The sequence below is a fragment of the Luteolibacter sp. LG18 genome, from assembly GCF_036322585.1.
GTDB lineage: Bacteria > Verrucomicrobiota > Verrucomicrobiia > Verrucomicrobiales > Akkermansiaceae > Luteolibacter.
The window spans coordinates 906,064-924,666 of sequence record NZ_AP024600.1 but is presented as its reverse complement, the minus strand read 5'-3'; the positions used below and the strand labels follow the sequence as shown (position 1 = coordinate 924,666).

Sequence of the window (18,603 nt, the reverse complement as noted above, 5' to 3'; positions counted from 1 at the left end):
CCCCGACTGCCATGAAGCCTGTGGAGGGGGCGCCTCATCGAGGTGGGTCATTCGAGGGCTTGGCTTGCGATTTGGCGATGGTTTTGGTTCCGGTCTTCCTGGCTTAGGAAGGGGCGAAACTGGACCGGGAGGCATGCGCTCTGGACTCCGGGGGGCGGGGCCACTAGCGTCCCGCGCATGTCGAATGTCACCACCCGCTTTTTCCGCACGGGAAGCGCCGCCGATCCGTTCCGTTTGCGTGACGGCGGGGAGATGGGCGAGGTGACGCTGGCGTATGAGACCTGGGGGACGTTGAACGAGGATGGATCGAACGCGATTCTGCTGTTTCACGCGCTTTCAGGCTCGCACCACGCGGCGGGGTTCAACCCGGACATCGAGGCGATCAATGGGATCTGGCAGCCGGAGCTGCACGAGGGCTGGTGGTCCGACATGATCGGGCCGGGCCTGGCCATCGACACGAACCGCTATTTCGTGATCTGTGCCAATTACCTTGGCGGCTGTTATGGATCGAGCGGTCCGACGTCCCTGGACCCGGAGACGGGCAAGCCGTTGGGATCGAAGTTCCCGCATGTGACCGCCGCGGACCAGGTGGAAGCCCAGGCGCGGCTGCTGGATGATTTCGGCATCGGAAAGCTGGTGGCGGTGATCGGACCGTCGGTCGGCGGCCTGTTGGCGCTGACCTTCGCGACGCGATTCCCGCAGCGGGTGGCGAACGTGATTTCGATTGCTTCCGGCTACAAGACCACGGTGTTGAACCGGCTGGTGTTGTTCGAGCAGATCCTGGCGATCGAGAATGATCCGAATTTCAATGGTGGCGATTACTACGACGCCGCTCCGCCGCTGTATGGTCTCGCGCTGGCACGTATGATCTCGCACAAGACCTTCGTGCACCTCGATGCGATCGAGAAGCGGGCGCGCCAGGACGTGGTGCAGCCGGACGACGTGCTGGCCTGGTACCGCGTGCGCGACCAGTTCCAGAGCTACATGCTGCACCAGGGGAAGAAGTTCGTGAAACGCTTCGATGCGAACACCTACCTGCGGATCAACGACATGTGGTCGCGCTTCGATGGGGCGCAGGAAGGGGACGCGGGTTCACCGGAGGACCTGTTCGCCCGCGTCAAGGATGCCGGCCAGAAGTGGCTGGTGTTCTCGATCGACTCGGACTTCTGCTTTTACCCCGAGGAACAGACGGAGCTGGTGAGTCACTTGGAGAGGGCGAAGGTGGATGTGATGCACATCACCGTGCACTCGGACAAGGGCCACGATTCGTTCCTGCTGGAGCCGAACCTCTACACCCCGCACATCGCGTGGGTGCTGGGGCGGTCTTGAGCGGGTTCCCGGAGGAGTGGTGAAGAGGGGGCGGGCAGCGGCGTGTCCCGGCTCCGCGGGTGGAATGGGAAATGGAATTCCGCGTGCCTTCGAGCTCGGCTGCGATCCCCTTCGGGATCGAATGATATTCCCGGCCTAACCGGAGGTGTCGTCGCCAAGGCTTCTCAACCTCCGGCTACTGGGGCTGTCATCCCATTCGGGATGCAGAGGCCAAGAGGTATATAAGGGCCAGGGCCGTGCCCCGAAGTGTCACCACTTCGGCTACGGAGGTGGGGATGCGTAAAACCCAGTAACGTGATGGGATACACGCGATCTCGTTAAGGTTGATTAAGGATTTTGGGTTGAAAGCCGGATGCGTTTGGCCGATTTTGTGCCCACGCGGTTCGGGTCCCCCACACCCCACTTCCGTTCCGCGGTTCACGTTCATCCCCCTATCCCCCATGAGCTTCCTCTCCCTCCCGGGATCCCTGTACCGTCGTGCCTTGGCCGTGCTTCTCCTGAGCCCCGCCGCCATGGCCGCCACCGTGTTCACCGAGAACTTTTCGAGCACCACCCTCGCCGATAAGCCGAACTCCTATCTGGGTGGCTACTACGGCAACCAACTGAACTTCGGTGAATGGGTGCGCTCCGGTCCGACGATCACGCTGGCCTCCGGCACCCTCCAAGCGGCGAGCGACAGCGGGTTCCGCAGCGCGGCGATCCTGCTTTCCCCTTCGCTGTTTCCGTCGGCCGGGCAATACACGCTGACGTTCGACATCGTCAGCTACACGGGTGACGCGAACGATACCGCCACCGTGGGGATCTGGACAGGCTCCGGTTACGATCTGACCAAATCCAGCGGGAATTCCCTGATCCTGAACACGCAGACGGGTCAGCTGCAGGCGCTGGGCAGCGCGGTGTCGAACCAGGTGGCATCCGCCACGTTCACTGGCACCGGCACGGGCATCACGATGGATTTCAACTACGACGGCGTGAGCACGGTGGCGTTGTTCTTCGGTGCGACGACCGGTGGCTATCCTTTCCCGACCGCTCGCTACGACAACGTGACGGTGACTTCGAAGGTGGCGGCTGCCGTGCCTGAGCCTTCAGTGATGGTCATCTCGGTGTTGCCGGTGGGGCTGGCGCTGTTGCGTCGCCGTCGTGCGGCTTGATGTGTTTCGTCCGCGCGGCGGTTCACAGCCGCCAGCGGGCGAACGGGGCCTCCAGCGTGCAGGTGTCGGTGCTCTCCAGCACGCGGGAGCAGGTGAGCCAGCCCTCGTGGATTTCCACGCAGGTGGCCTTGCCCGGAGGCAGGAAGGCGCCGGTGTTGATGATCAGTCGGCCGCGTCGCTGCCAGATGCCACCGAGATGGAAGTGGCCGATGATGACGATCTCGGCCTTGGGGAAAAAGCGCTCCGCGAAATCGGCGGCGGCTCCGGCTTGGCTCAGCCAAGCGTGGAGCATGTTGAGGGCCCGCTGCGGGGGATGGGCGGCTTCCCAGACGCGCTGCCAGAGTTTCTTGCCCTTCGGGAAAACCTTGGGGACGAGGTTGCGGGCGATCCGGCGAGCGAGACGCAGGCGTTCACCGGCATTGCAGGCGGCGGCATGGTGTTCCCGCCACAAATTCCGGATCATCTGCTGGCCGTGGATCGCCTCGCGGCTCCACGGCGAGCCATCGAAGAACAGGGCATCGCCATGGGTGATGAGGATGCGGCTTTCCGCCATTTCCAACCAGCCGGTGCCGGGCCAGCCGGGATCGTGGTTGCCGGAGAGAAACACCGGCTCCGCGCCTTCGCTGGCACAGAGGGCCCGCAGCTCGTCGAGCATGCGGGCGGATTTTTCACGGAAGGGCAGGGCGAGCTCCTGCCAAGTGTCGCCATTGAAGATCACGGTCCCTGCTCCGGCGATGAGCGGGCGCAGGGACTCCACCGTGGCGATCCGGGACACCCGGTGGCCGAGGTGGAGGTCGGACAGGATCCGGACCGGGCCCTTCATTTGCCGCCGCGGCGTTGGCGGACGGCTTCGTAGAGGCACACGCCGGTGGCGACGGAGACGTTCAGGCACTCGACCTTGCCGGCCATCGGGAGAGAGGCGAGGAAGTCGCAGTTCTCCTCGGTGAGGCGCCGCATGCCTTTTTCCTCGGCACCGAGCACGAGGCCGAGCGGGCCCTTGAGGTCGAGTTCGTAGATCGATTTGTCGGCGCGGTCAGAGGTGCCGACCAGCCACAGGCCGGCGGCCTTGAGCTTCTCCATGGTGCGGGCGAGATTGGTGACCTGCACGAAGGGCACATGGTCGGACGCGCCCACGGAAATGCGGCGGACGGTGTCGGTGATACCCACGGCCTTGTCCTTTGGGGCGACCACGGCGTGGACGCCCGCGCCATCGGCGGTGCGGAGGATGGCGCCGAGGTTGTGGGGGTCCTGGACGCAGTCAAGGATCAGGACGAAGGCGTCCTTTTTGTCCGCGAGGAGGGTATAGAGATCCTCCTCATCGAGCGAGGGTGTGGTTTCCTCGGTGCTGCGGACGTGGCGGTTGTCGCGGGCCTGGTGTTCTTGGCGGTCGTGACGGGAGGCTGGGCCGCGCGGGCGCTGTTTCATGGGCCGAGCATGGCGGCGGTGATGGTGGCGGGCAACACCGGATCGAACGGGCGGGCGGTTCGTGACTTGCCGAACGATGGGGGAGGGATGAAGATGGGCGAAACCGGTGCCCTTATCCTTATGAAACTGGACGACCTGCGGGAGAGCGACAATGTGGATGACAATCGCGGAGGCGGTGGTGGTGGCCGGGGTGGGATTGCCTTGGGTGGCATGGGCACGGTGGTGGTCGTGGTGATCCTGCTGCTGATGGGGAAGGACCCACGGGCGCTGTTGAACATGGTGGCGGAGCAAGGTGGGCCGGCGGTCACTGCTCCGGCCTCGCCGGGGGATGAGAAGATGGTGGGCTTCGTGAAGAAGGTGCTGGGCAGCACCGAGGACGTGTGGACCGTCGAGTTCCAGAAACTGGGGCGGCATTACGACCAGCCGCGGCTGGAGATTTTCACCCAGCGCACGCAGTCCGGCTGTGGGCTGGCGGATGCTGGGATGGGGCCGTTCTATTGTCCGGCGGACCAGAAGGTGTACATCGACCTGTCGTTTTACCGGGAGCTGAAGGAGCGTTTCGGCGCGCCGGGGGATTTCGCGCAGGCCTATGTGATCGCTCACGAGGTGGGGCACCACGTCCAGCATGAGCTGGGATTGTCACGCCCTCTGGACGAGGCGAGGGCCCGCGGGGCGAGCAAGTCCGAGCAGAACGCGCTGTCGGTGCGGCTGGAGCTTCAGGCGGATTTTCTGGCGGGTCTGTGGGCGCGGAAGCAGGACGACCGGAACAAGTTCCTGGAGCCCGGGGACATCGAGGAGGCGATGCGATGCGCACAGGCGATCGGGGACGACACGCTTCAAAAACAGGCGCAGGGCCGGGTGGTGCCGGATTCCTTCACCCACGGATCTTCGGCCCAGCGGGTGAAGTGGTTCATGAAGGGGTATCAGACGGGCGATATCCGGCAGGGGGATACGTTCAGCGCGCGGGATCTTTGAGGCGTGCAGGGAAGATTCGCGAACATCCATGTCGATCCGGTCGGCCCTTGAGGGGCTGGGGACTAGGATTCAGGGGCTAGGGTGAAGAGAAAGAGTCATCGGTGGTTCTTTCCCTCTCTGTACGGACCACCAGCAACTGGCGACTCAAAGCCATACTGGATCTGCACGGCTGTGCGGGAATCTTCCCACTCACAAGCAGGAATGCTTGTGCTACTTTTCGATGCTGAAGCCGCGGACGCCTTCGAGGAGCGGGATGGCCTCGGTACGGACGGTTTGGATGTGATGGGACACGGCGGATTCCTCGGTGATCTCCTTGAGGAAATCCTCGAGCTCTTCCTTCTCGCCCATCGCCTGCATTTCCACGGTGCCGTCCGGGAGGTTCTTCACCCAGCCTACGACCTCGAATCCACGGGCGAGATCCTTGGTGGTGTAGCGGAAGCCCACGCCCTGGACGCGGCCTTCGAAGATAACCCGTTTGGCAATCATGTGGCGCTCAGCGTGCGGTGTAGGCGGCGAGGCCGTCGAGGAACATTTGGACTGCGATGAGGATCAGCAGCAGGCCCATGAGGCGCTCCAAGGCGGCGGTGCCCTTGTTGCCGAGCAGTTTCAGGATCAACGGAGAGATCAGCAGGATGAAGGCGGCGGCTCCCCAGGAAATGCCCAGGGCGAGGGCGGATTGGCCGAGCGCGCCGGGGTATTTGTTTGAAAGCAGGAGCAGCAGGGCGATGGAGGATGGGCCCGCGATGAGCGGCACGGCGAGCGGGACGATGAACGGCTCCTCGTTGGTGGCGTCCTGCAGCATCGACTTCGCGGGGAAGACCATGCCCAGCGCGATCAGGAAGAGGAGGATGCCGCCGGAGATGCTGAGGGTGGCGGGGCGGACGCCGAGGATGGACAGGATGGTGGAGCCCGCGAACAGGAAGCCCATCAGGATCAGCAGGGCGAACAGCAGCTCGCGGATCATCACGCGGCGACGGCGCTCCGGCGGTACCTTGGCGAGCACGGTGTGGAAGATCACCATGTTGCCGAAGGGGTCGAAGACGAGAAAGAGCGTGAGCGCGGTGGCGGCGAGGTTCATGGCGGGAAAAAACAAATGCGGCGGGATCCTGTCCCGCCGCATTTGGAAAAAGGGGCTGTCAGGCGGGGTTCAGCGGCGACCGGCCGGCTTGGCGGGGGCGGCTTGCTTGAACGGGTTGTCCTCGGGAACAAACGGATCGATCTTCTTGCCCTTGTAGAGGTCGTCCGCGAGGGCGCCCTTCTGGGTGGTGATGGCGGTGGGGGCGCTGCGCTTGCCGTTCGAGTCGTAGGTGTAGGTGATGTAGCGCACCGGCATCTCCTCGCCGGTCTGCGGGTTGAGCCGTTTCGCGCGCGAGTCGAACATCGCCTCGGCCACGAGCTGGCCGTCGCTCTTGCGGTAGCCGTAGTTGACCTTGAAGAGCTCCTGGCGCTGGCCGTCGTAGATCTTGCAGCTCAGTGGGTTGGTGTTCTTGTCCATCCGGTAGATGGTCAGGAGCTGGAGGACGCCGCCGCCGGTGAAGGTCTTGGTGGTGAGGGTGAGGTTGTCCGGGCTGCGCTCGAACATGGTCCGGGAGCCGTCCTCGTGGCGCATCACGCGCACGTTCGGTCCATCCACGGCATTGAAATCCTTGTCCACCGCCGAGCACACGGCGGCCATTCCGAAAAGCAAAGCCACGACTGAATTCCGGATTGTCAGACCTATCATGGAGCGCAAGCTAGGGAGGGCCGCGTGTTAGCGCAAGCGGCAGTTTTTCCCATGAAATGGAGGATCAAAGGGCGTGAACTGGACCTCGCGCGACGCGGGGTGGTGATGGGGATTCTCAACGTCACGCCGGATTCGTTTTCCGATGGCGGGCGGCACGCGGCGGTGGAGGAGGCGCTGGAACACGCCCGGAAACTGATCGCGGAGGGGGCGGAAATCATCGACGTGGGCGGCGAGTCCAGCCGGCCGGGATCGGCGGAGGTGCCCGCCGCGGAGGAGATCGCGCGGACGGTGCCGGTGATCCGGGCGCTGCGCCGGGAGTGGGACGGGTTCATCTCGATCGATACCTGGAAGGCGTCCGTGGCGACGGAGGCGCTGGCGGCGGGCGCGGACATTGTGAACGACATTTCCGGCCTGACCGGCGATCCGGCGATGGCCGGGGTGTGCCGTGAGTCCGGAGCCGGGGTGGTGGTGATGCACATGCAGGGCACGCCCGGCACGATGCAGTTCGCGCCGCGTTACGACGACGTGGTGGCGGAGCTGCGGGCTTATTTCGCGGAGCGGCTGGCGACGCTGACGGCGGCGGGGCTGGATCCGGCGACCCTGTGCTTCGATCCGGGGATCGGGTTCGGCAAGGGCCACGAGCACAATCTGGAGCTGTTGCGGCACCTCGACCGGTTGGCTCCGGAGGGATTCCCGCTGCTGCTGGGGATCTCGCGGAAATCGTTCATCGGCCGCATCCTCGGCAGCGACCGGCTCGACGAGCGCGATTGGCCGACGGTGGCGATCACGGCGCACACCCGCGAGATGGGCGTGATGCTGCACCGGGTGCACGACGTCCGGCCGAACGTCGAGGCGCTGCGGATGGTGGAGGCGATCCTCAGGGTGCCGGTTTCTGGCTGACGGCGTAGCGGTATTTCACCACCGCATCGGTCAGCCCGGCGGCCACCGCGGTGCGGTAGTCGTCGTTTTCGATCAGGCGGGCCTCGTAGGGATGGGTGACGAAGCCGCATTCGACGAGGATGGCGGGGTGGCGCACGCCGCTGAGCACGCTCCAGCGGGCGCGCTTGATGCCGCGGTCGAAGCTGTTCGCGCCGAGGCGACGGAGCACGGAGCCGTGGGCGGCGGTGGCGAGGGCGATGTTGGCGGAGTCATGTTCGTTGCCATTGAACATGCCGAAATCGCTCGATTTGAGGCCCTTGCCGTAGTGGGCCACGCCCTGCGGGGAGAGCGCGAAGGTCTCGATGCCGCGGGCAGCGCGGCCGCCGGAGTTGAAGTGGATGCTGACGTAGATGGCGTTTTCCTTCACCGCATTGGCCACGTTCACCCGCTCCTGGAGCGAGAGGTAGACATCGCTGCTGCGGGTCATGACGACCTTGAAGCCCTTGGCCTCGAGCATGGCTTTGGTCTTGTTGGCGACCATCAGGGTGTAGCCGGCCTCGGTGCCGAGGGGATTGGTGGCGCCGTTGTCCTTGCCGCCGTGGCCGGGATCGAGGACCACGGTGCGGAAATCGCCGCCGTTCTTGATGTAGTTCGGGCGCAGGACCGGGTCGATCAGCTTGGCGAGGTCCATGCGGGAGACCACGGCCTTCCCGCCGGAGGATTCGATCGGGTAGCTGAAGACGAACTTCACGCCGTTCATCACGCACTCCTGGGAGCCGACCTTGAGGTCCATGATGACCTTGGGGTTCTCCAGGCGGATGGCCTCGCCGGTGCGGGTGATCTTGTTGAAATTGTAGAAGGTCTTGATGCTGTCGACCGTCACGTAGTCGCGGTCGTTCATCTTGATCACCTCCCAGGGGCCCTGCATTTCGCCCTTCGCGAGGGGGGGCAGGCTTCCGCAAAGGAGGGCGGCGGCGAGGCAGCCGAGCTTCAGGAAGGACGAGAGGGAGGGACGCGGCATGGCGGGACAGGGGATTCGCGATTTGTCGCTGGACGTGCCCTATACGCGGATTCGGGGGCGATGACAACGTGATTTCCCAGCCGTTAGCATGGCGAAAATGCCCACCCGGAGGGTCATCCGGCTCTCGACTCCGCGGCGCGGGTGCCTAACGTTTGGGCCATGTTGAACATCGAACCCGTCTCGACCGTCCGCGCCCGCTGGGGTGAGGGCGCGATCTGGTGGAAAAACGCGCTCTACTACGTGGACATCGAGGGCCATCAGGTCCACCGCTACGATCCGGCCAGCGGCGAGGAGCGATCCTGGAACGTGGGCCAGCGGGTGGGCACGGTGGTGCCGCGGGATGGCGGCGGGCTGGTGATCGCCGGCGACCACGGGCTGCTGTTCCTGGACGAGGAGACCGGCGAGCTGTCGCCGATCGCCGATCCGGAGCCGGACAAGCCGGACAACCGCTTCAACGACGGCAAGTGCTCGCCGGACGGCCGCTTTTTCGCGGGCACGATCAGCTTGGTGAAGAAGACGGGCGACGCGAAGCTCTACCGCCTGGACCCGGATCTCACGCTGCACGAGGCCTTTGGTCCGGTGACCAACTCGAACGGGATCGTGTGGTCCGCGGACGGGAAGACGGTCTATTACATCGACACGCCACGGCGCGAGATCCTGGCGTTCGATTACGACGGCGGCCACCTGCGGAACCTGCGCAGCGTGGTCTCCACCGAGGCGATCGACGCCTCGCCGGACGGCATGACGATCGATTCGGACGACCGCCTGTGGGTGGCCTTCTGCCATGGTGGCTGTGTGGCGTGCTACGATCCGGCGACGGGCGAAGAAGTCCGCCGCGTCGAGATCCCGGCGCTGGAGACGACCTCCTGCGCTTTCGGTGGCCCGGGGCTGGCGGACCTTTACGTGACCACCGGGGTGCATGCGAAGGTCCAGGAGGAGCATGGCGGCCGCTTGTTCGTGGTCCGCGGGCTCGGAGTGAAGGGTGTGGAGGCGAATGCCTTCGCGGGCTGACCACTTCAGATCCATTTAAAGCAAAACGGCGCGCCGGATGACCGGCGCGCCGTTTTACGTGGAAGGGGGAGGTCAGTGGCCGCCTTTGCTTTCGAGGCCGACGACGCCATCGGAGCCGCTGAGCTTGCTCCAGAAGAAGCCGTAGCCTGCCACGACGAGGAAGCAGACCAGCGGCACGATGAAGGCGATGGACATGCCCTTCACGTCGGCGATGTGGCCCATCATCTTCGGCATGATCGCGCCGCCCATGATGGCCATGACGATGAAGGACGAGGCTTTCTTGGCGCGTGAACCGAGGCCATGGATTCCCAGCGAGAAGATCGTGGGGAACATGATCGACATGAAGAAGTAGCTCAGGAACAAGGCGATGGCGGAGAGCCAGCCGAGCTTGAGGAAGATCAGGAGGCTGCAAATGGCGGAAGCCGTGCCGAAGATGCCGAGGATCTTGTGGGCGGGGTTTTGTTTCAGAAGCCAAGCACCCACGACGCGACCGAGAAGGAAGCAGAAGAAGCCGAGGGAGGCGAGGTTGCCGGCACCAAGGTTGCTCAATCCCAGATTCCCGTTCGGGTGGACCTCAAGCCAGCCGGTGAACCAGCCTTGGAGCGGTCCCATGTGGGAGGCGAAGTTGTCCATGCCATTCTTCCATTCGATCGGCATGGCCGGGATCTGGCTGGTCATGTAATTGATGAAGTAGGCGAAAACGCCGCACTGGGCAGCCACGTAGAAGAACTGCGTGAGCGTGGCGGAGGAGAAATGCGGGTGGCTCCACACACTGTGGTGGGTGATTGCCTTGGATTTCGTGAACAGGATGGCCGTACCAATGAGGCCGAGAATGACCGAGGTGCCGATGAAGGTGGGCAATTCCTTGCTGGGGTCCCAGATGGTGGCGACCGCCGAGCAGATCATGCCGACAGCAATGGCGAGCACCACGATGTTCAGCCACAGCAGGCCCATCGCCACGGGGCGGTTTGGGATCACCTCCTGCTTGCCGGGGGCGGGATCGGCGGCGCTGTCGTCCATGTGGAACTCATCATCCGCCTTGATGTCCGGCACGTTGGCGAAGAAGAACAGGACAGCGAGGATGATCACCACCACGGCGACGCCAACGTAGGGGATCCAGAGGGTTTCAGCGCCGGTGCTTTTACCCGCGGCATTCTGGGCGTAGAAGAACCGGCTACCGACGATCGGCCCGAAGATCCAGCCGACGCCGTTGCAGGATTGAGCCAGGTTGATGCGGGTGGCGGCGAATTGTTTCGGACCCAGTACCGTCGAGTAGGGATTGGCGATGGTTTCGAGGAATGTCAGGCCGGAGGCGATGAAGCAGACGCCGACGAGGAACGCCCAGAAGGTCGCGATCTGGGTGGCTGGGATGAACCAGAAGCCGCCGACGGCGACCATGAGAAGGCCAGCGATGATGCCGCCCTTGTAACCGAGTTTGTTGGCGAGGTAGCCCGCCGGGATGGCCATCAGGAAATAGCCGAGGTAGTGGGCGAACTGAACCCAGGCGGACTGGGCAAGGGTGAGGTGAAGCTCTTCCTGGAAGTGCTTGTCCATCACGTCGATCATCCCGTTGCAAAATCCCCAGAGGAGGAACAGCGAGCTTACCAGACAGAAAGTGACGGCGTGGCTTTTGCCATCGGTGGATCGGAATAGGCCAGTATTCATCAAGTGGGTTCGCGTTTGCTTGGGATATTCTGGAGTTTGGTGATGGGCACCCTAGCACTCCTAGCCACGGGGGGAAGCAATTTCGCGAATCAGGAATCCGGTCTGTAATGACTAGGGTTCATTCAAGGAGCTCGTCGCGCCATTTCCGGTAATCGCGGGATGACGGGGCGTGGCGGCCTGCCCGCGATGGCGGAGGCTTTGAAATCAAGGATCTGTAAGCATGCGAGGGTGAGTGTGGCGGAGTTTCAGAGGAGGGTCTGGAAGTTTTCCGGGGCGGCTCCGGGAATCCGAAGCCGGGATGCGGGGTAGGGGCTTTCATGTGAGTTAGGGTTGATCAATTATCGACATGTGGGTTGCGGTGGGCTTCCGGGTCGGGAGTGGGATTTTGGTTCGGAGTTGCCTCCGCGCTTCGCAGAACGGGCGTGGTTTGGGTCGTGGTTTTCTGGCTTTCGCCGATCCAATCACCCCAGTGGGCGAGGAAGAACTTCTTCTCCTGGGTGAGGAGCTTGTCCGAGTGGCCTAGGATGGGACGGAGCGAGGTGGTCATTTGCAGGGTGACCAGCGCGAAGACGCCGCCCCAGAGGATCAGCGGGCCCGAGCGGTTGGCACCGGCGGCGAAGACGGCGGTCTTCAGGAAGCGCAGGCCGAAGAGCAGGGCGACGAGCCAGGCGCCGATGCCGAGCGCGCCGACGAAGCCGTAGGAGTCGGTGGATTCGGAGAAGATCCAGACGGCGGGGGCGAAGCCAAGAAGCAGCAGGCCCGCGAGGGCGAGAGCTCCGGCGAAGCCGGCCGCGAGCTGCTGGATCGAAAGCCGGCCACCGGCCAGGGTGGAGAAGATGTAGAGGCTGGGGAAACAGATCAGGGCGGCGATGGCGAGGCCGGCGGTGATTTTCAGCGGGGCGGCCCAGAGTTGCTCATGCTTGTAGAAGCAGCCGATGACCACGCCGAAGAGGAGGAAGGAGCCGGTCATGATGGCGGCGAAGCGGCCGGTGGCACCGTGTCCGCGTTGGGCGAGGCGGTGGACGAGTTCGTAGGGGCGGCGCAGCAGGGCTTCGAAGAGCGTGCGGAAGTCGAGTTTCTCCGGGAGCGGCGCATCGAGCGGCGGCGGGGTGGTGGGCGTTTCCATGGTGGTGGTTCAGGTGGTGGGTTGGGAGCGGAGGGCGGCGAGGATCGGGATGGAGAGAAGCAGGGCGATCAGGACGAGGGCGCAGGCGGCGGCGGAGTCGCTGCCGGTGATGTGGACCAGCGAGTGCCAGACGGATTCGTAGAAATTGCCCTTCAGCGGGTCCGGGCGGAGGAGGGCGACCTCCAGACCGGGCGAGCCGAAGAACGGGCGGAGCACCCAGGAGAATTGCGCGCCGAGGAAGCCATTGCCCGCGAGCCAGGCGAGCAGGGTGGCATTGGCGGCGGAGCGGTTCGGCGCGCGGCCGAGGAGGAGGCGGTAGAGGTGGGCGTTCGCGGCGACTCCGGCGAAGCCGATGAGGAAGGTGTGGGTGACGAGGTAGGCGGAGTGGGCCGCGCCCGCGCCGGGGGAGTCCGGCGGCGGTGCGTTCCACGCGAGGAAGAGCGTCACCGGTGCCAGCGAGCCGAGGATGAGCGCGGACACGGCGGTGGCCATGAGCAGGGCCAGAAACGATTGGCGGACGCCCAGCCCGGTGCCGAGCAGTAGGGCAAGCAAGCCATTGAGAAGGACATTGCAGCCGAGCGTGAGGGCGATGAGCAGCGGCATCTTCAGCGCGACATAGCCGGCCATCACCGGCGATCGCCACCAGCCGACGCTGAACCCGTAGGCGGCGAGCCCGAGGAAGGTGACGAGCGCCGTTTGCCAAATGCGGCGGGAGGCAGGGTCATCCAGCCAGGCGGTGTCGGGTTGCAGGAACGCGCGCAGGGTCACGGCTTCAATGAAGCGGGGGCGGATGAAGGCTTTATTCGCGGTGGGTGGAGTTTGGGTGAAGAAGGGGTGAAGGTGACGTTCTCGATCCGTGCCAGGAGAGCAGCATGTGCAACGCCGCGACCTGGGCGATGCCTCCCAGCAGACAGGCGGCGGCAATGTGCCACGTGATGAAATACCAAGCGGAGATCAGCTTGGGGGAGAGGACGAGGACGGTGGGTGCGATGCCGAGGAATATCGTGATCCACCACCGGGTTCGGGACGTGCGGAGACGAGAGAAAAAGAGGAGTGAGCAAACCAGATACGGAATCGTCATGAAACCGCTGAAGGCGATGCCATATTGCATCGCCCGGGCCAGAAGATGCTCGATGTCGCCTGACCTCCAGTATTGGCGGACGCTGCTGCGGAAGTCCCACGCGGCGAGGAGACAGAGTGAACCCGCGCCGGTTGCGAGGCCGATGATGGTTCCGAGGAACGCGAGAAACGGACGGGGCTCTTTCATCGCTCCTCGATCACGGTTTCGGCGCGCCAGGGGCCATTGAGCGGATGGAAGAGGGCGGACCAGAACCAGGGCGAGACATCGGTCCAGGTTTGGCCGTCGGTTTCGCTGAGAATGCGCTCGCGGACGATCAGTTCGCGGCCGCTGCGGATGGCGCTGAAGCGCGACCACTTTCCGCCGTCGGCGTGGGTTTCGACGATGGAGTCGGTGGTGAAGTAACCGGCGGCGCGGAGGCAATCGCGGGATGGATGGAGCTGGCGGGTGGCGGTGGTGACGCGGCGGAGGATGACCTGGCGGTCGCTCCACGTGAAACTGCCGAGGGTTCCCGGGAAGCCGCTGGCGAAGGCTTGTTCGGTGGGCGTGGCCGGGAGCGGTTGAAGCGGCAGCGTGAGGCCTTCGAAGGAGAAGGTGGCGGGGGCTTCGGACAAGGGCGCGGGGACGATGTCGCGGTGGGACGAGACGGCCAGCCACGGGCCCGCGATGGCGGCGAGGACCAGCACCGCCAGATGGCGGGAGTGGATCGGGGCGGAGGGTGCGGTTGAAGGAGCCGCGCTTCGGCCGCGGGCGGCGAACCACCACAGCAGGCCGAGCACGGCGGCGGTGCAGGCGAGGCCGGTGCCTTGGTGGAACGCCCCGAGGTGCGGCAGCCTGCCGGTGGATTCGATGACGAGGAGGAGCGCGCGCAGGGTGTTCGCGGGAATGGCGAGCACGGCGGCCCCGATGACGAGGGCCAGCGCGCGGCGCGTAGGCAGGCGGTGAAGTGCGGCGAGGGCCGCGCCCGCGAACACGATGTGCCACAGCATGCGGATGCCGCTGCACGCGGGATCGACATTGATCGTGCGGGCGTCGATCATGATGCCGGTGCCGGCGCGCTCCGCGGTGACGCCGCAGAGGTGGAGGATTTCCACCACCCCGGAGGCGGAGGCGACCCGCATCGGATATCCGGCCCAGAACTGGAGCGAGGCGATCACCGGCAGCGAGAGCGCCAGCAGGGCGGCGATGCCGATATTACGATGGATGCCGTAGAAAAAGGCGATGCCGGTGACCGCGGTGGCGGCGCGGAGCAGCGGCGGCAGCCACGGCGTGGCGAGCGCGCCTGCCAGCACCAGCAGCGCCCCGGCGGTGCGGGAGGCCGGGGTGGCGCGGAGCGAGCGGCGGTCCCGCCACGCGAGAACGAAGGCCAGTGCGAGCGCAATGAGTCCGAGCGGTTCATCGCTGCCGTCGTCCAGGCGGCGGATGAACCAGACGATCACCGGCAGCAGGGCGGCGGTAATCAACCAGGCGGCGAACCAGGCGCGGGCGGCCCCGCCGAGCGGTCGGCTGGATGGGCTGCCGGTGATCATCGCGGGCGGCAGCGAGACGGAAGCGTTCATGGGCGGCGGCGCTGGAGGGCGAGCAGGGCGACGAGCAGCGAGATCAGGCCGATCGATCCGGGTTCGGGCACGGAGCCGTTGGCGACGATCGGCTGGCTGGTGCCGCCGATGGCGCTGCTCGAAACCCCGGCGGGAAGCGGCAGCGGTTGCTTCACGGTCTGGGCCAGGCCCTCGAAGGAGCGCGGCGTTTCATCCACGGCGACGAAGGAGGTGTAAGGCGTGAGCAACTGGTGGGTCAGGCCCAGGGTGGTGATCTCGCGGACCGTTTCGAGCGGGGCGGCGGGCACGCTGCGACCATCGTGGGTGATCAGCGCGTCCTCGATATGGCGGACGCGCTCCCGGGCCCACAGCACCGGCAGCGCGGGATGGTCGGTGCCCTTGGTGGCGGCTTCGGCGAGGTCGATGGCTTTTTCGAAGGGCGCGCCATTGCCCGCGATGCCGCGGACGATGATGCGGCCCTTCGGTTCGCCATTCCACTTGCCGGTGATGACCAGCGGGCGGTTCGCGAAGAGGTCGGGGTAGGGCGAGGGTTCGATGCCGGAGAGCTCCACGCCATCGGCCTCGACGCGGATCTTCGCGAGCACCGGGTTGGCGATGAGATCGCGGAAGCGGGTCACGGTTTCCTTCACCTCGGAAGGTTGGGTCACGACGAAAGGTTCGCCTTGTCCGGCGCGGGCCATGCCTTCGATGAGCGAGCGGTTCACCGAGGAACCGATGCCGAAGGAGAACAGGTTGGCCTGGCCGAGGTGGCTGCGGATGGTGGCGAAGACTTCCTTGTCGAAGCCCACGAAGCCATCGGTCATCACCACGATCGAGCGTGAACGGCCCTCGCCGCCGGGGAGCTTCAGCGCGCGTTCCAGGGCCTGGCCGAGTTCGGTGCCGCCGCTGGACTGCTGCTTGGTGATGAAGATGCGTGCCTGCTCCACCATCGCGGGCGTGTTCGCCACCGGGCTCTCGGACAGCACCTCGCTGCCGCCGGAGAAGGTCACGATGTTGAAGGTGTCATCGGGCCGCAGCACCGAGGTCAGTTGGGACAGCAGGTCCTTCGCGGTCTGGAGCGGAAAGCCTTGCATCGAGCCGGAGATGTCGAGGACGAAGACGTAGTCGCGCGGCGGGATGAGGTCGGGCGTCACGCGCTTCGGTGGTTCCACCTGGAGCAGGAAGTGGTTTTCGTGTTCGCCCTTGTGCAGGAGCAAGCCGGTGTCGACGCGGTCCTGGCCGAGCTTCCAGCGGAGGATGAAATCGCGGTTCGCGGCCTCCTCGCCGGAGCGGGTGACGAGCTTCACGGCGGCGGTCGACTTCGATTGGAAGTCGACGTTCACCGAATGGCTGGTGCATTTCACCTCCGCGAGTGGCAGCGCGGTGGCGAGCTGGACGCCGAGGCTGAAGGTGGCGGTCGAGGGGCTGCCCGCTTCGAGGTGCGGGTTCGCCGACCAGGTTTCCGTGGGCTCGGCGCTGCCGTGGCCGTAACGTGGGCCGACCACGGTGGGGAAGACGAACTCGTAGGTGCCATCGGTGGCGGGGATGTTCTCCGACCACTGGACGGTGACGTGGATGTCATCGCCGGGCAGGATGTTCGCCACCGACATCTGGAAGACGTTCGGGCGGTGCTCCTCGAGCAGGGCGGCGGTTTTCTTCTCCGTCTTCGCCTGTTCGTATTCGGCCTTCGCCGCGGCCTTCTCCTTGATGCGGGCGGTGATGGAGCGGCCGCCGGTGGTGAGGACCATGCCGTGGACGGCGGCGCGGGTGGAGGCGGGGAAGACGTAGAGGGCCTCCATCGGCTTGTCGCCGGTGTTGGCATAGACCTGCTCCAGTGAGACGCGGGCGATGGTGCCATCGATCTTCACCTCCGCGGTGCTGGATTTCAGCGGCAGGTGGTCGCCGGATTTCTCGCCGCCGGTGGTGACGGTTTGGAAATAGGGGGCGGCGGTGGTTTCGCCGTGGGTGGTGGCGGCGAGGAAGCCGAAGACGGCGGCGAAGTAGATCAGGCGGAGCACGAGTTTCATGGCGGTCGTCGGGAGTGGACGACGAGATGAAAGCGGGAGCGTGTGAAACCTTGGCCGGGAGTTGGTGAAAGGGAGGTGAAAGCGGCGTGAAGGACTCCAGGCTCTTCCATCGTCGCTCCGCGACTCCGGTTTCCAAACGGGCCGGGGTCCGTGGCTTGAAAGCCACGGCTACGATCGTTCGGTCGCTCCGCGACGAAGAGGGCCGTGGAGGAGGGGCTTCAAACGGGGTGTGCTCAGGCGAGGATCTCCCTCACCACCTTGCCGGCCACGTCGGTGAGGCGGAAGTGGCGGCCCTGGTGGAAGAAGGTGAGCTTGGTGTGGTCGAGGCCGAGCTGGTTGAGGATCGTGGCGTGGAGGTCGTGCACGTGGACCGGGTTCTCGGTGATGTTGTAGCCGAAGTCGTCGGTCGCGCCGTGGACGATGCCGGGCTTGATGCCGCCGCCGGCCATCCACAGCGAGAAGCAGCGCGGGTGGTGGTCGCGGCCGTAGTTGTCGGCGGTGAGCACGCCCTGTGAGTAGCTGGTGCGGCCGAACTCGCCGCCCCAGACGACGAGCGTGTCTTCCAACATGCCGCGTTGTTTCAGGTCCTTCAGCAGGCCCGCGCAGGGCTGGTCGACTTCCTTGCACAGGCCGGGGAGGTGCTTCGGCAGATCGTTGTGGCTGTCCCAGCCGGGGTGATAGAGCTGGATGAAGCGCACGCCGCGTTCGGCGAGGCGGCGGGCCTGCAGGCAGTTCGCGGCGAAGGTGCCGGGCTTCTCCACGTCCGGTCCGTAGAGATCGAGCACGCCCTTCGGCTCATCCTTGATCGCGGTGGCTTCCGGCACGCTGGTCTGCATGCGGTACGCCATCTCGTATTGGGCGATGCGGGATTCGATCTCGGGATCGAGTTCCTTTTCGAACGAGGCGCGGTTGAGGTCGCCGAGCTTGTCGAGGAGGGCGCGGCGGCCACTGCCGCAGACGCCATCCGGATTCGAGAGATAGAACACGGGATCCGCGCCGGACGAGAAACGCACGCCCTGGTAACGTGAGTCGAGGAAACCGCTGCCCCACAGGCGGGCGTAGAGCGGCTGGTCGGCTTGCTTCTTCGTCACCAGTACCACGAAGGAGGGCAGGTTCTCGTTCATGCTGCCGAGGCCGTAGTGGATCCACGAGCCCATGCTCGGGCGGCCTGCAATCTGCGAGCCGGTCTGGAAGAAGGTCATCGCCGGATCGTGGTTGATTGCCTCGGTGAACATCGACTTCACCAGACAGAGGTCATCGACCATCGCGCCGGTGTGCGGCAGCAGGTCGCTGACCATCGTGCCGTTTTTCCCACGCGGGCTGAATTTGAACTGCGATCCGGCGAGCGGCAGGATCGCCTGGTTCCCGCTCATGCCGGTGAGGCGTTGGCCACCGCGCACCGAGTCCGGGAGCGGTTCGCCGTTGCGCTGGCGGAGCAGTGGCTTGTCGTCCCACAGGTCGTGCTGGGCCGGGCCGCCGCTCATGAACAAATAGATCACGCGCTTCGCCTTCGGGGTGTAGCCGGGCAGCAGCGGTGATGCGGTTTCGCCGAACGCGCGGTTTCCCATCAGCGATCCGAGCGCGAGGCCGCCGAGCCCCGCGGACATGCGGGAGAAGAAATGGCGGCGGGTGATGAAAAGCGGATCGTCCATGGT

At 65.2% G+C, this 18,603-nt stretch carries 18 protein-coding genes; 5 read left to right on the top strand and 13 right to left on the bottom strand.

All coding sequences use genetic code 11. From position 1 onward, the window contains the following. Positions 1 to 177 precede the first annotated feature (177 nt). On the top strand, positions 178 to 1,329 hold the full coding sequence (locus llg_RS03875) for a homoserine O-acetyltransferase (RefSeq protein ID WP_338288209.1): 1,152 nt from the start codon (positions 178 to 180) through the stop codon (positions 1,327 to 1,329). Between the two features lie 440 nt (positions 1,330 to 1,769). Further along, positions 1,770 to 2,480, top strand: coding sequence for a hypothetical protein (locus llg_RS03870; RefSeq protein ID WP_338288208.1), 711 nt, complete (start codon positions 1,770 to 1,772; stop codon positions 2,478 to 2,480). A gap of 22 nt (positions 2,481 to 2,502) precedes the next feature. On the opposite strand, the gene llg_RS03865 is transcribed toward llg_RS03870, so the two are convergent. Next, positions 2,503 to 3,303 carry a hypothetical protein gene (locus llg_RS03865; RefSeq protein WP_338288207.1) on the bottom strand — a complete coding sequence of 267 codons (801 nt, stop codon included), beginning with the start codon at positions 3,301 to 3,303 and terminating at the stop codon, positions 2,503 to 2,505. Next, entirely contained in the window at positions 3,300 to 3,905 is a 606-nt protein-coding gene (gene rlmB / locus llg_RS03860; RefSeq protein WP_338288206.1) for a 23S rRNA (guanosine(2251)-2'-O)-methyltransferase RlmB, read from the bottom strand. The genes llg_RS03865 and rlmB overlap by 4 nt, the downstream gene beginning before the upstream one ends. A 120-nt stretch (positions 3,906 to 4,025) precedes the next feature. On the opposite strand from rlmB, the gene llg_RS03855 reads away from it, so the two are divergent. After that, on the top strand, positions 4,026 to 4,880 hold the full coding sequence (locus llg_RS03855) for a neutral zinc metallopeptidase (protein WP_338288205.1): 855 nt from the start codon (positions 4,026 to 4,028) through the stop codon (positions 4,878 to 4,880). A gap of 210 nt (positions 4,881 to 5,090) precedes the next feature. On the opposite strand, the gene llg_RS03850 is transcribed toward llg_RS03855, so the two are convergent. The 3 genes from llg_RS03850 to llg_RS03840 all read right to left on the bottom strand — a co-directional run bounded on the left by llg_RS03850 (position 5,091) and on the right by llg_RS03840 (position 6,573). Beyond that, on the bottom strand, positions 5,091 to 5,366 hold the full coding sequence (locus llg_RS03850; protein ID WP_338288204.1) for an acylphosphatase: 276 nt from the start codon (positions 5,364 to 5,366) through the stop codon (positions 5,091 to 5,093). A 7-nt stretch (positions 5,367 to 5,373) separates the two neighbouring features. Beyond that, entirely contained in the window at positions 5,374 to 5,958 is a 585-nt protein-coding gene (locus tag llg_RS03845; RefSeq protein ID WP_338288203.1) for a YhgN family NAAT transporter, read from the bottom strand. Positions 5,959 to 6,027: 69 nt separating this feature from the next. Next, positions 6,028 to 6,573: a hypothetical protein gene (locus llg_RS03840; protein ID WP_338288202.1), complete on the bottom strand. Its 546-nt coding sequence runs from the start codon at positions 6,571 to 6,573 to the stop codon at positions 6,028 to 6,030. 81 nt (positions 6,574 to 6,654) lie between these two features. On the opposite strand from llg_RS03840, the gene folP reads away from it, so the two are divergent. Beyond that, positions 6,655 to 7,503, top strand: coding sequence for a dihydropteroate synthase (folP, locus tag llg_RS03835; protein ID WP_338288201.1), 849 nt, complete (start codon positions 6,655 to 6,657; stop codon positions 7,501 to 7,503). Here the strand turns inward: folP and llg_RS03830 are convergent. Further along, on the bottom strand, positions 7,481 to 8,503 hold the full coding sequence (locus tag llg_RS03830; protein ID WP_338288200.1) for an N-acetylmuramoyl-L-alanine amidase: 1,023 nt from the start codon (positions 8,501 to 8,503) through the stop codon (positions 7,481 to 7,483). The two genes, folP and llg_RS03830, sit on opposite strands and share 23 nt — an antisense overlap. A 159-nt stretch (positions 8,504 to 8,662) precedes the next feature. Between llg_RS03830 and llg_RS03825 the strand changes: the two genes are divergently transcribed. Further along, positions 8,663 to 9,514: an SMP-30/gluconolactonase/LRE family protein gene (locus llg_RS03825; RefSeq protein WP_338288199.1), complete on the top strand. Its 852-nt coding sequence runs from the start codon at positions 8,663 to 8,665 to the stop codon at positions 9,512 to 9,514. A gap of 72 nt (positions 9,515 to 9,586) precedes the next feature. Here the strand turns inward: llg_RS03825 and llg_RS03820 are convergent, their stop codons facing one another. From llg_RS03820 to llg_RS03790, 7 genes are all read right to left on the bottom strand, one after another. Beyond that, complete coding sequence (locus llg_RS03820) at positions 9,587 to 11,179, bottom strand: MFS transporter (protein ID WP_338288198.1); 1,593 nt, start codon at positions 11,177 to 11,179, stop codon at positions 9,587 to 9,589. A 334-nt stretch (positions 11,180 to 11,513) separates the two neighbouring features. After that, a complete protein-coding gene (locus tag llg_RS03815; protein ID WP_338288197.1) occupies positions 11,514 to 12,305 on the bottom strand; it encodes a hypothetical protein in 792 nt (263 codons plus the stop codon). 9 nt (positions 12,306 to 12,314) lie between these two features. After that, positions 12,315 to 13,073 carry a hypothetical protein gene (locus tag llg_RS03810; RefSeq protein WP_338288196.1) on the bottom strand — a complete coding sequence of 253 codons (759 nt, stop codon included), beginning with the start codon at positions 13,071 to 13,073 and terminating at the stop codon, positions 12,315 to 12,317. Between the two features lie 31 nt (positions 13,074 to 13,104). Further along, positions 13,105 to 13,572 carry a hypothetical protein gene (locus tag llg_RS03805; RefSeq protein WP_338288194.1) on the bottom strand — a complete coding sequence of 156 codons (468 nt, stop codon included), beginning with the start codon at positions 13,570 to 13,572 and terminating at the stop codon, positions 13,105 to 13,107. After that, positions 13,569 to 14,942, bottom strand: a complete 1,374-nt coding sequence (locus llg_RS03800; RefSeq protein ID WP_338288193.1) for an exosortase/archaeosortase family protein — start codon at positions 14,940 to 14,942, stop codon at positions 13,569 to 13,571. Before llg_RS03800 ends, llg_RS03805 begins: the two co-directional genes overlap by 4 nt. Beyond that, entirely contained in the window at positions 14,939 to 16,948 is a 2,010-nt protein-coding gene (locus llg_RS03795) for a VIT domain-containing protein (RefSeq protein WP_338288191.1), read from the bottom strand. Before llg_RS03795 ends, llg_RS03800 begins: the two co-directional genes overlap by 4 nt. A gap of 233 nt (positions 16,949 to 17,181) precedes the next feature. Further along, positions 17,182 to 18,600 (bottom strand): DUF1501 domain-containing protein, encoded by a 1,419-nt coding sequence (locus llg_RS03790; protein WP_338288189.1) that lies wholly within the window; start codon positions 18,598 to 18,600, stop codon positions 17,182 to 17,184. Positions 18,601 to 18,603 lie beyond the last annotated feature (3 nt).

Coding starts and splice junctions, on each gene's coding strand:
- llg_RS03875 (WP_338288209.1), top strand. CDS start 178: ATGTCGAATGTCACCACCCGCTTTTTCCGCACGGGAAGCGCCGCCGAT.
- llg_RS03870 (WP_338288208.1), top strand. CDS start 1,770: ATGAGCTTCCTCTCCCTCCCGGGATCCCTGTACCGTCGTGCCTTGGCC.
- llg_RS03865 (WP_338288207.1), bottom strand. CDS start 3,303: ATGAAGGGCCCGGTCCGGATCCTGTCCGACCTCCACCTCGGCCACCGG.
- rlmB (WP_338288206.1), bottom strand. CDS start 3,905: ATGAAACAGCGCCCGCGCGGCCCAGCCTCCCGTCACGACCGCCAAGAA.
- llg_RS03855 (WP_338288205.1), top strand. CDS start 4,026: ATGAAACTGGACGACCTGCGGGAGAGCGACAATGTGGATGACAATCGC.
- llg_RS03850 (WP_338288204.1), bottom strand. CDS start 5,366: ATGATTGCCAAACGGGTTATCTTCGAAGGCCGCGTCCAGGGCGTGGGC.
- llg_RS03845 (WP_338288203.1), bottom strand. CDS start 5,958: ATGAACCTCGCCGCCACCGCGCTCACGCTCTTTCTCGTCTTCGACCCC.
- folP (WP_338288201.1), top strand. CDS start 6,655: ATGAAATGGAGGATCAAAGGGCGTGAACTGGACCTCGCGCGACGCGGG.
- llg_RS03830 (WP_338288200.1), bottom strand. CDS start 8,503: ATGCCGCGTCCCTCCCTCTCGTCCTTCCTGAAGCTCGGCTGCCTCGCC.
- llg_RS03825 (WP_338288199.1), top strand. CDS start 8,663: ATGTTGAACATCGAACCCGTCTCGACCGTCCGCGCCCGCTGGGGTGAG.
- llg_RS03820 (WP_338288198.1), bottom strand. CDS start 11,179: ATGAATACTGGCCTATTCCGATCCACCGATGGCAAAAGCCACGCCGTC.
- llg_RS03815 (WP_338288197.1), bottom strand. CDS start 12,305: ATGGAAACGCCCACCACCCCGCCGCCGCTCGATGCGCCGCTCCCGGAG.
- llg_RS03805 (WP_338288194.1), bottom strand. CDS start 13,572: ATGAAAGAGCCCCGTCCGTTTCTCGCGTTCCTCGGAACCATCATCGGC.
- llg_RS03800 (WP_338288193.1), bottom strand. CDS start 14,942: ATGAACGCTTCCGTCTCGCTGCCGCCCGCGATGATCACCGGCAGCCCA.
- llg_RS03795 (WP_338288191.1), bottom strand. CDS start 16,948: ATGAAACTCGTGCTCCGCCTGATCTACTTCGCCGCCGTCTTCGGCTTC.
- llg_RS03790 (WP_338288189.1), bottom strand. CDS start 18,600: ATGGACGATCCGCTTTTCATCACCCGCCGCCATTTCTTCTCCCGCATG.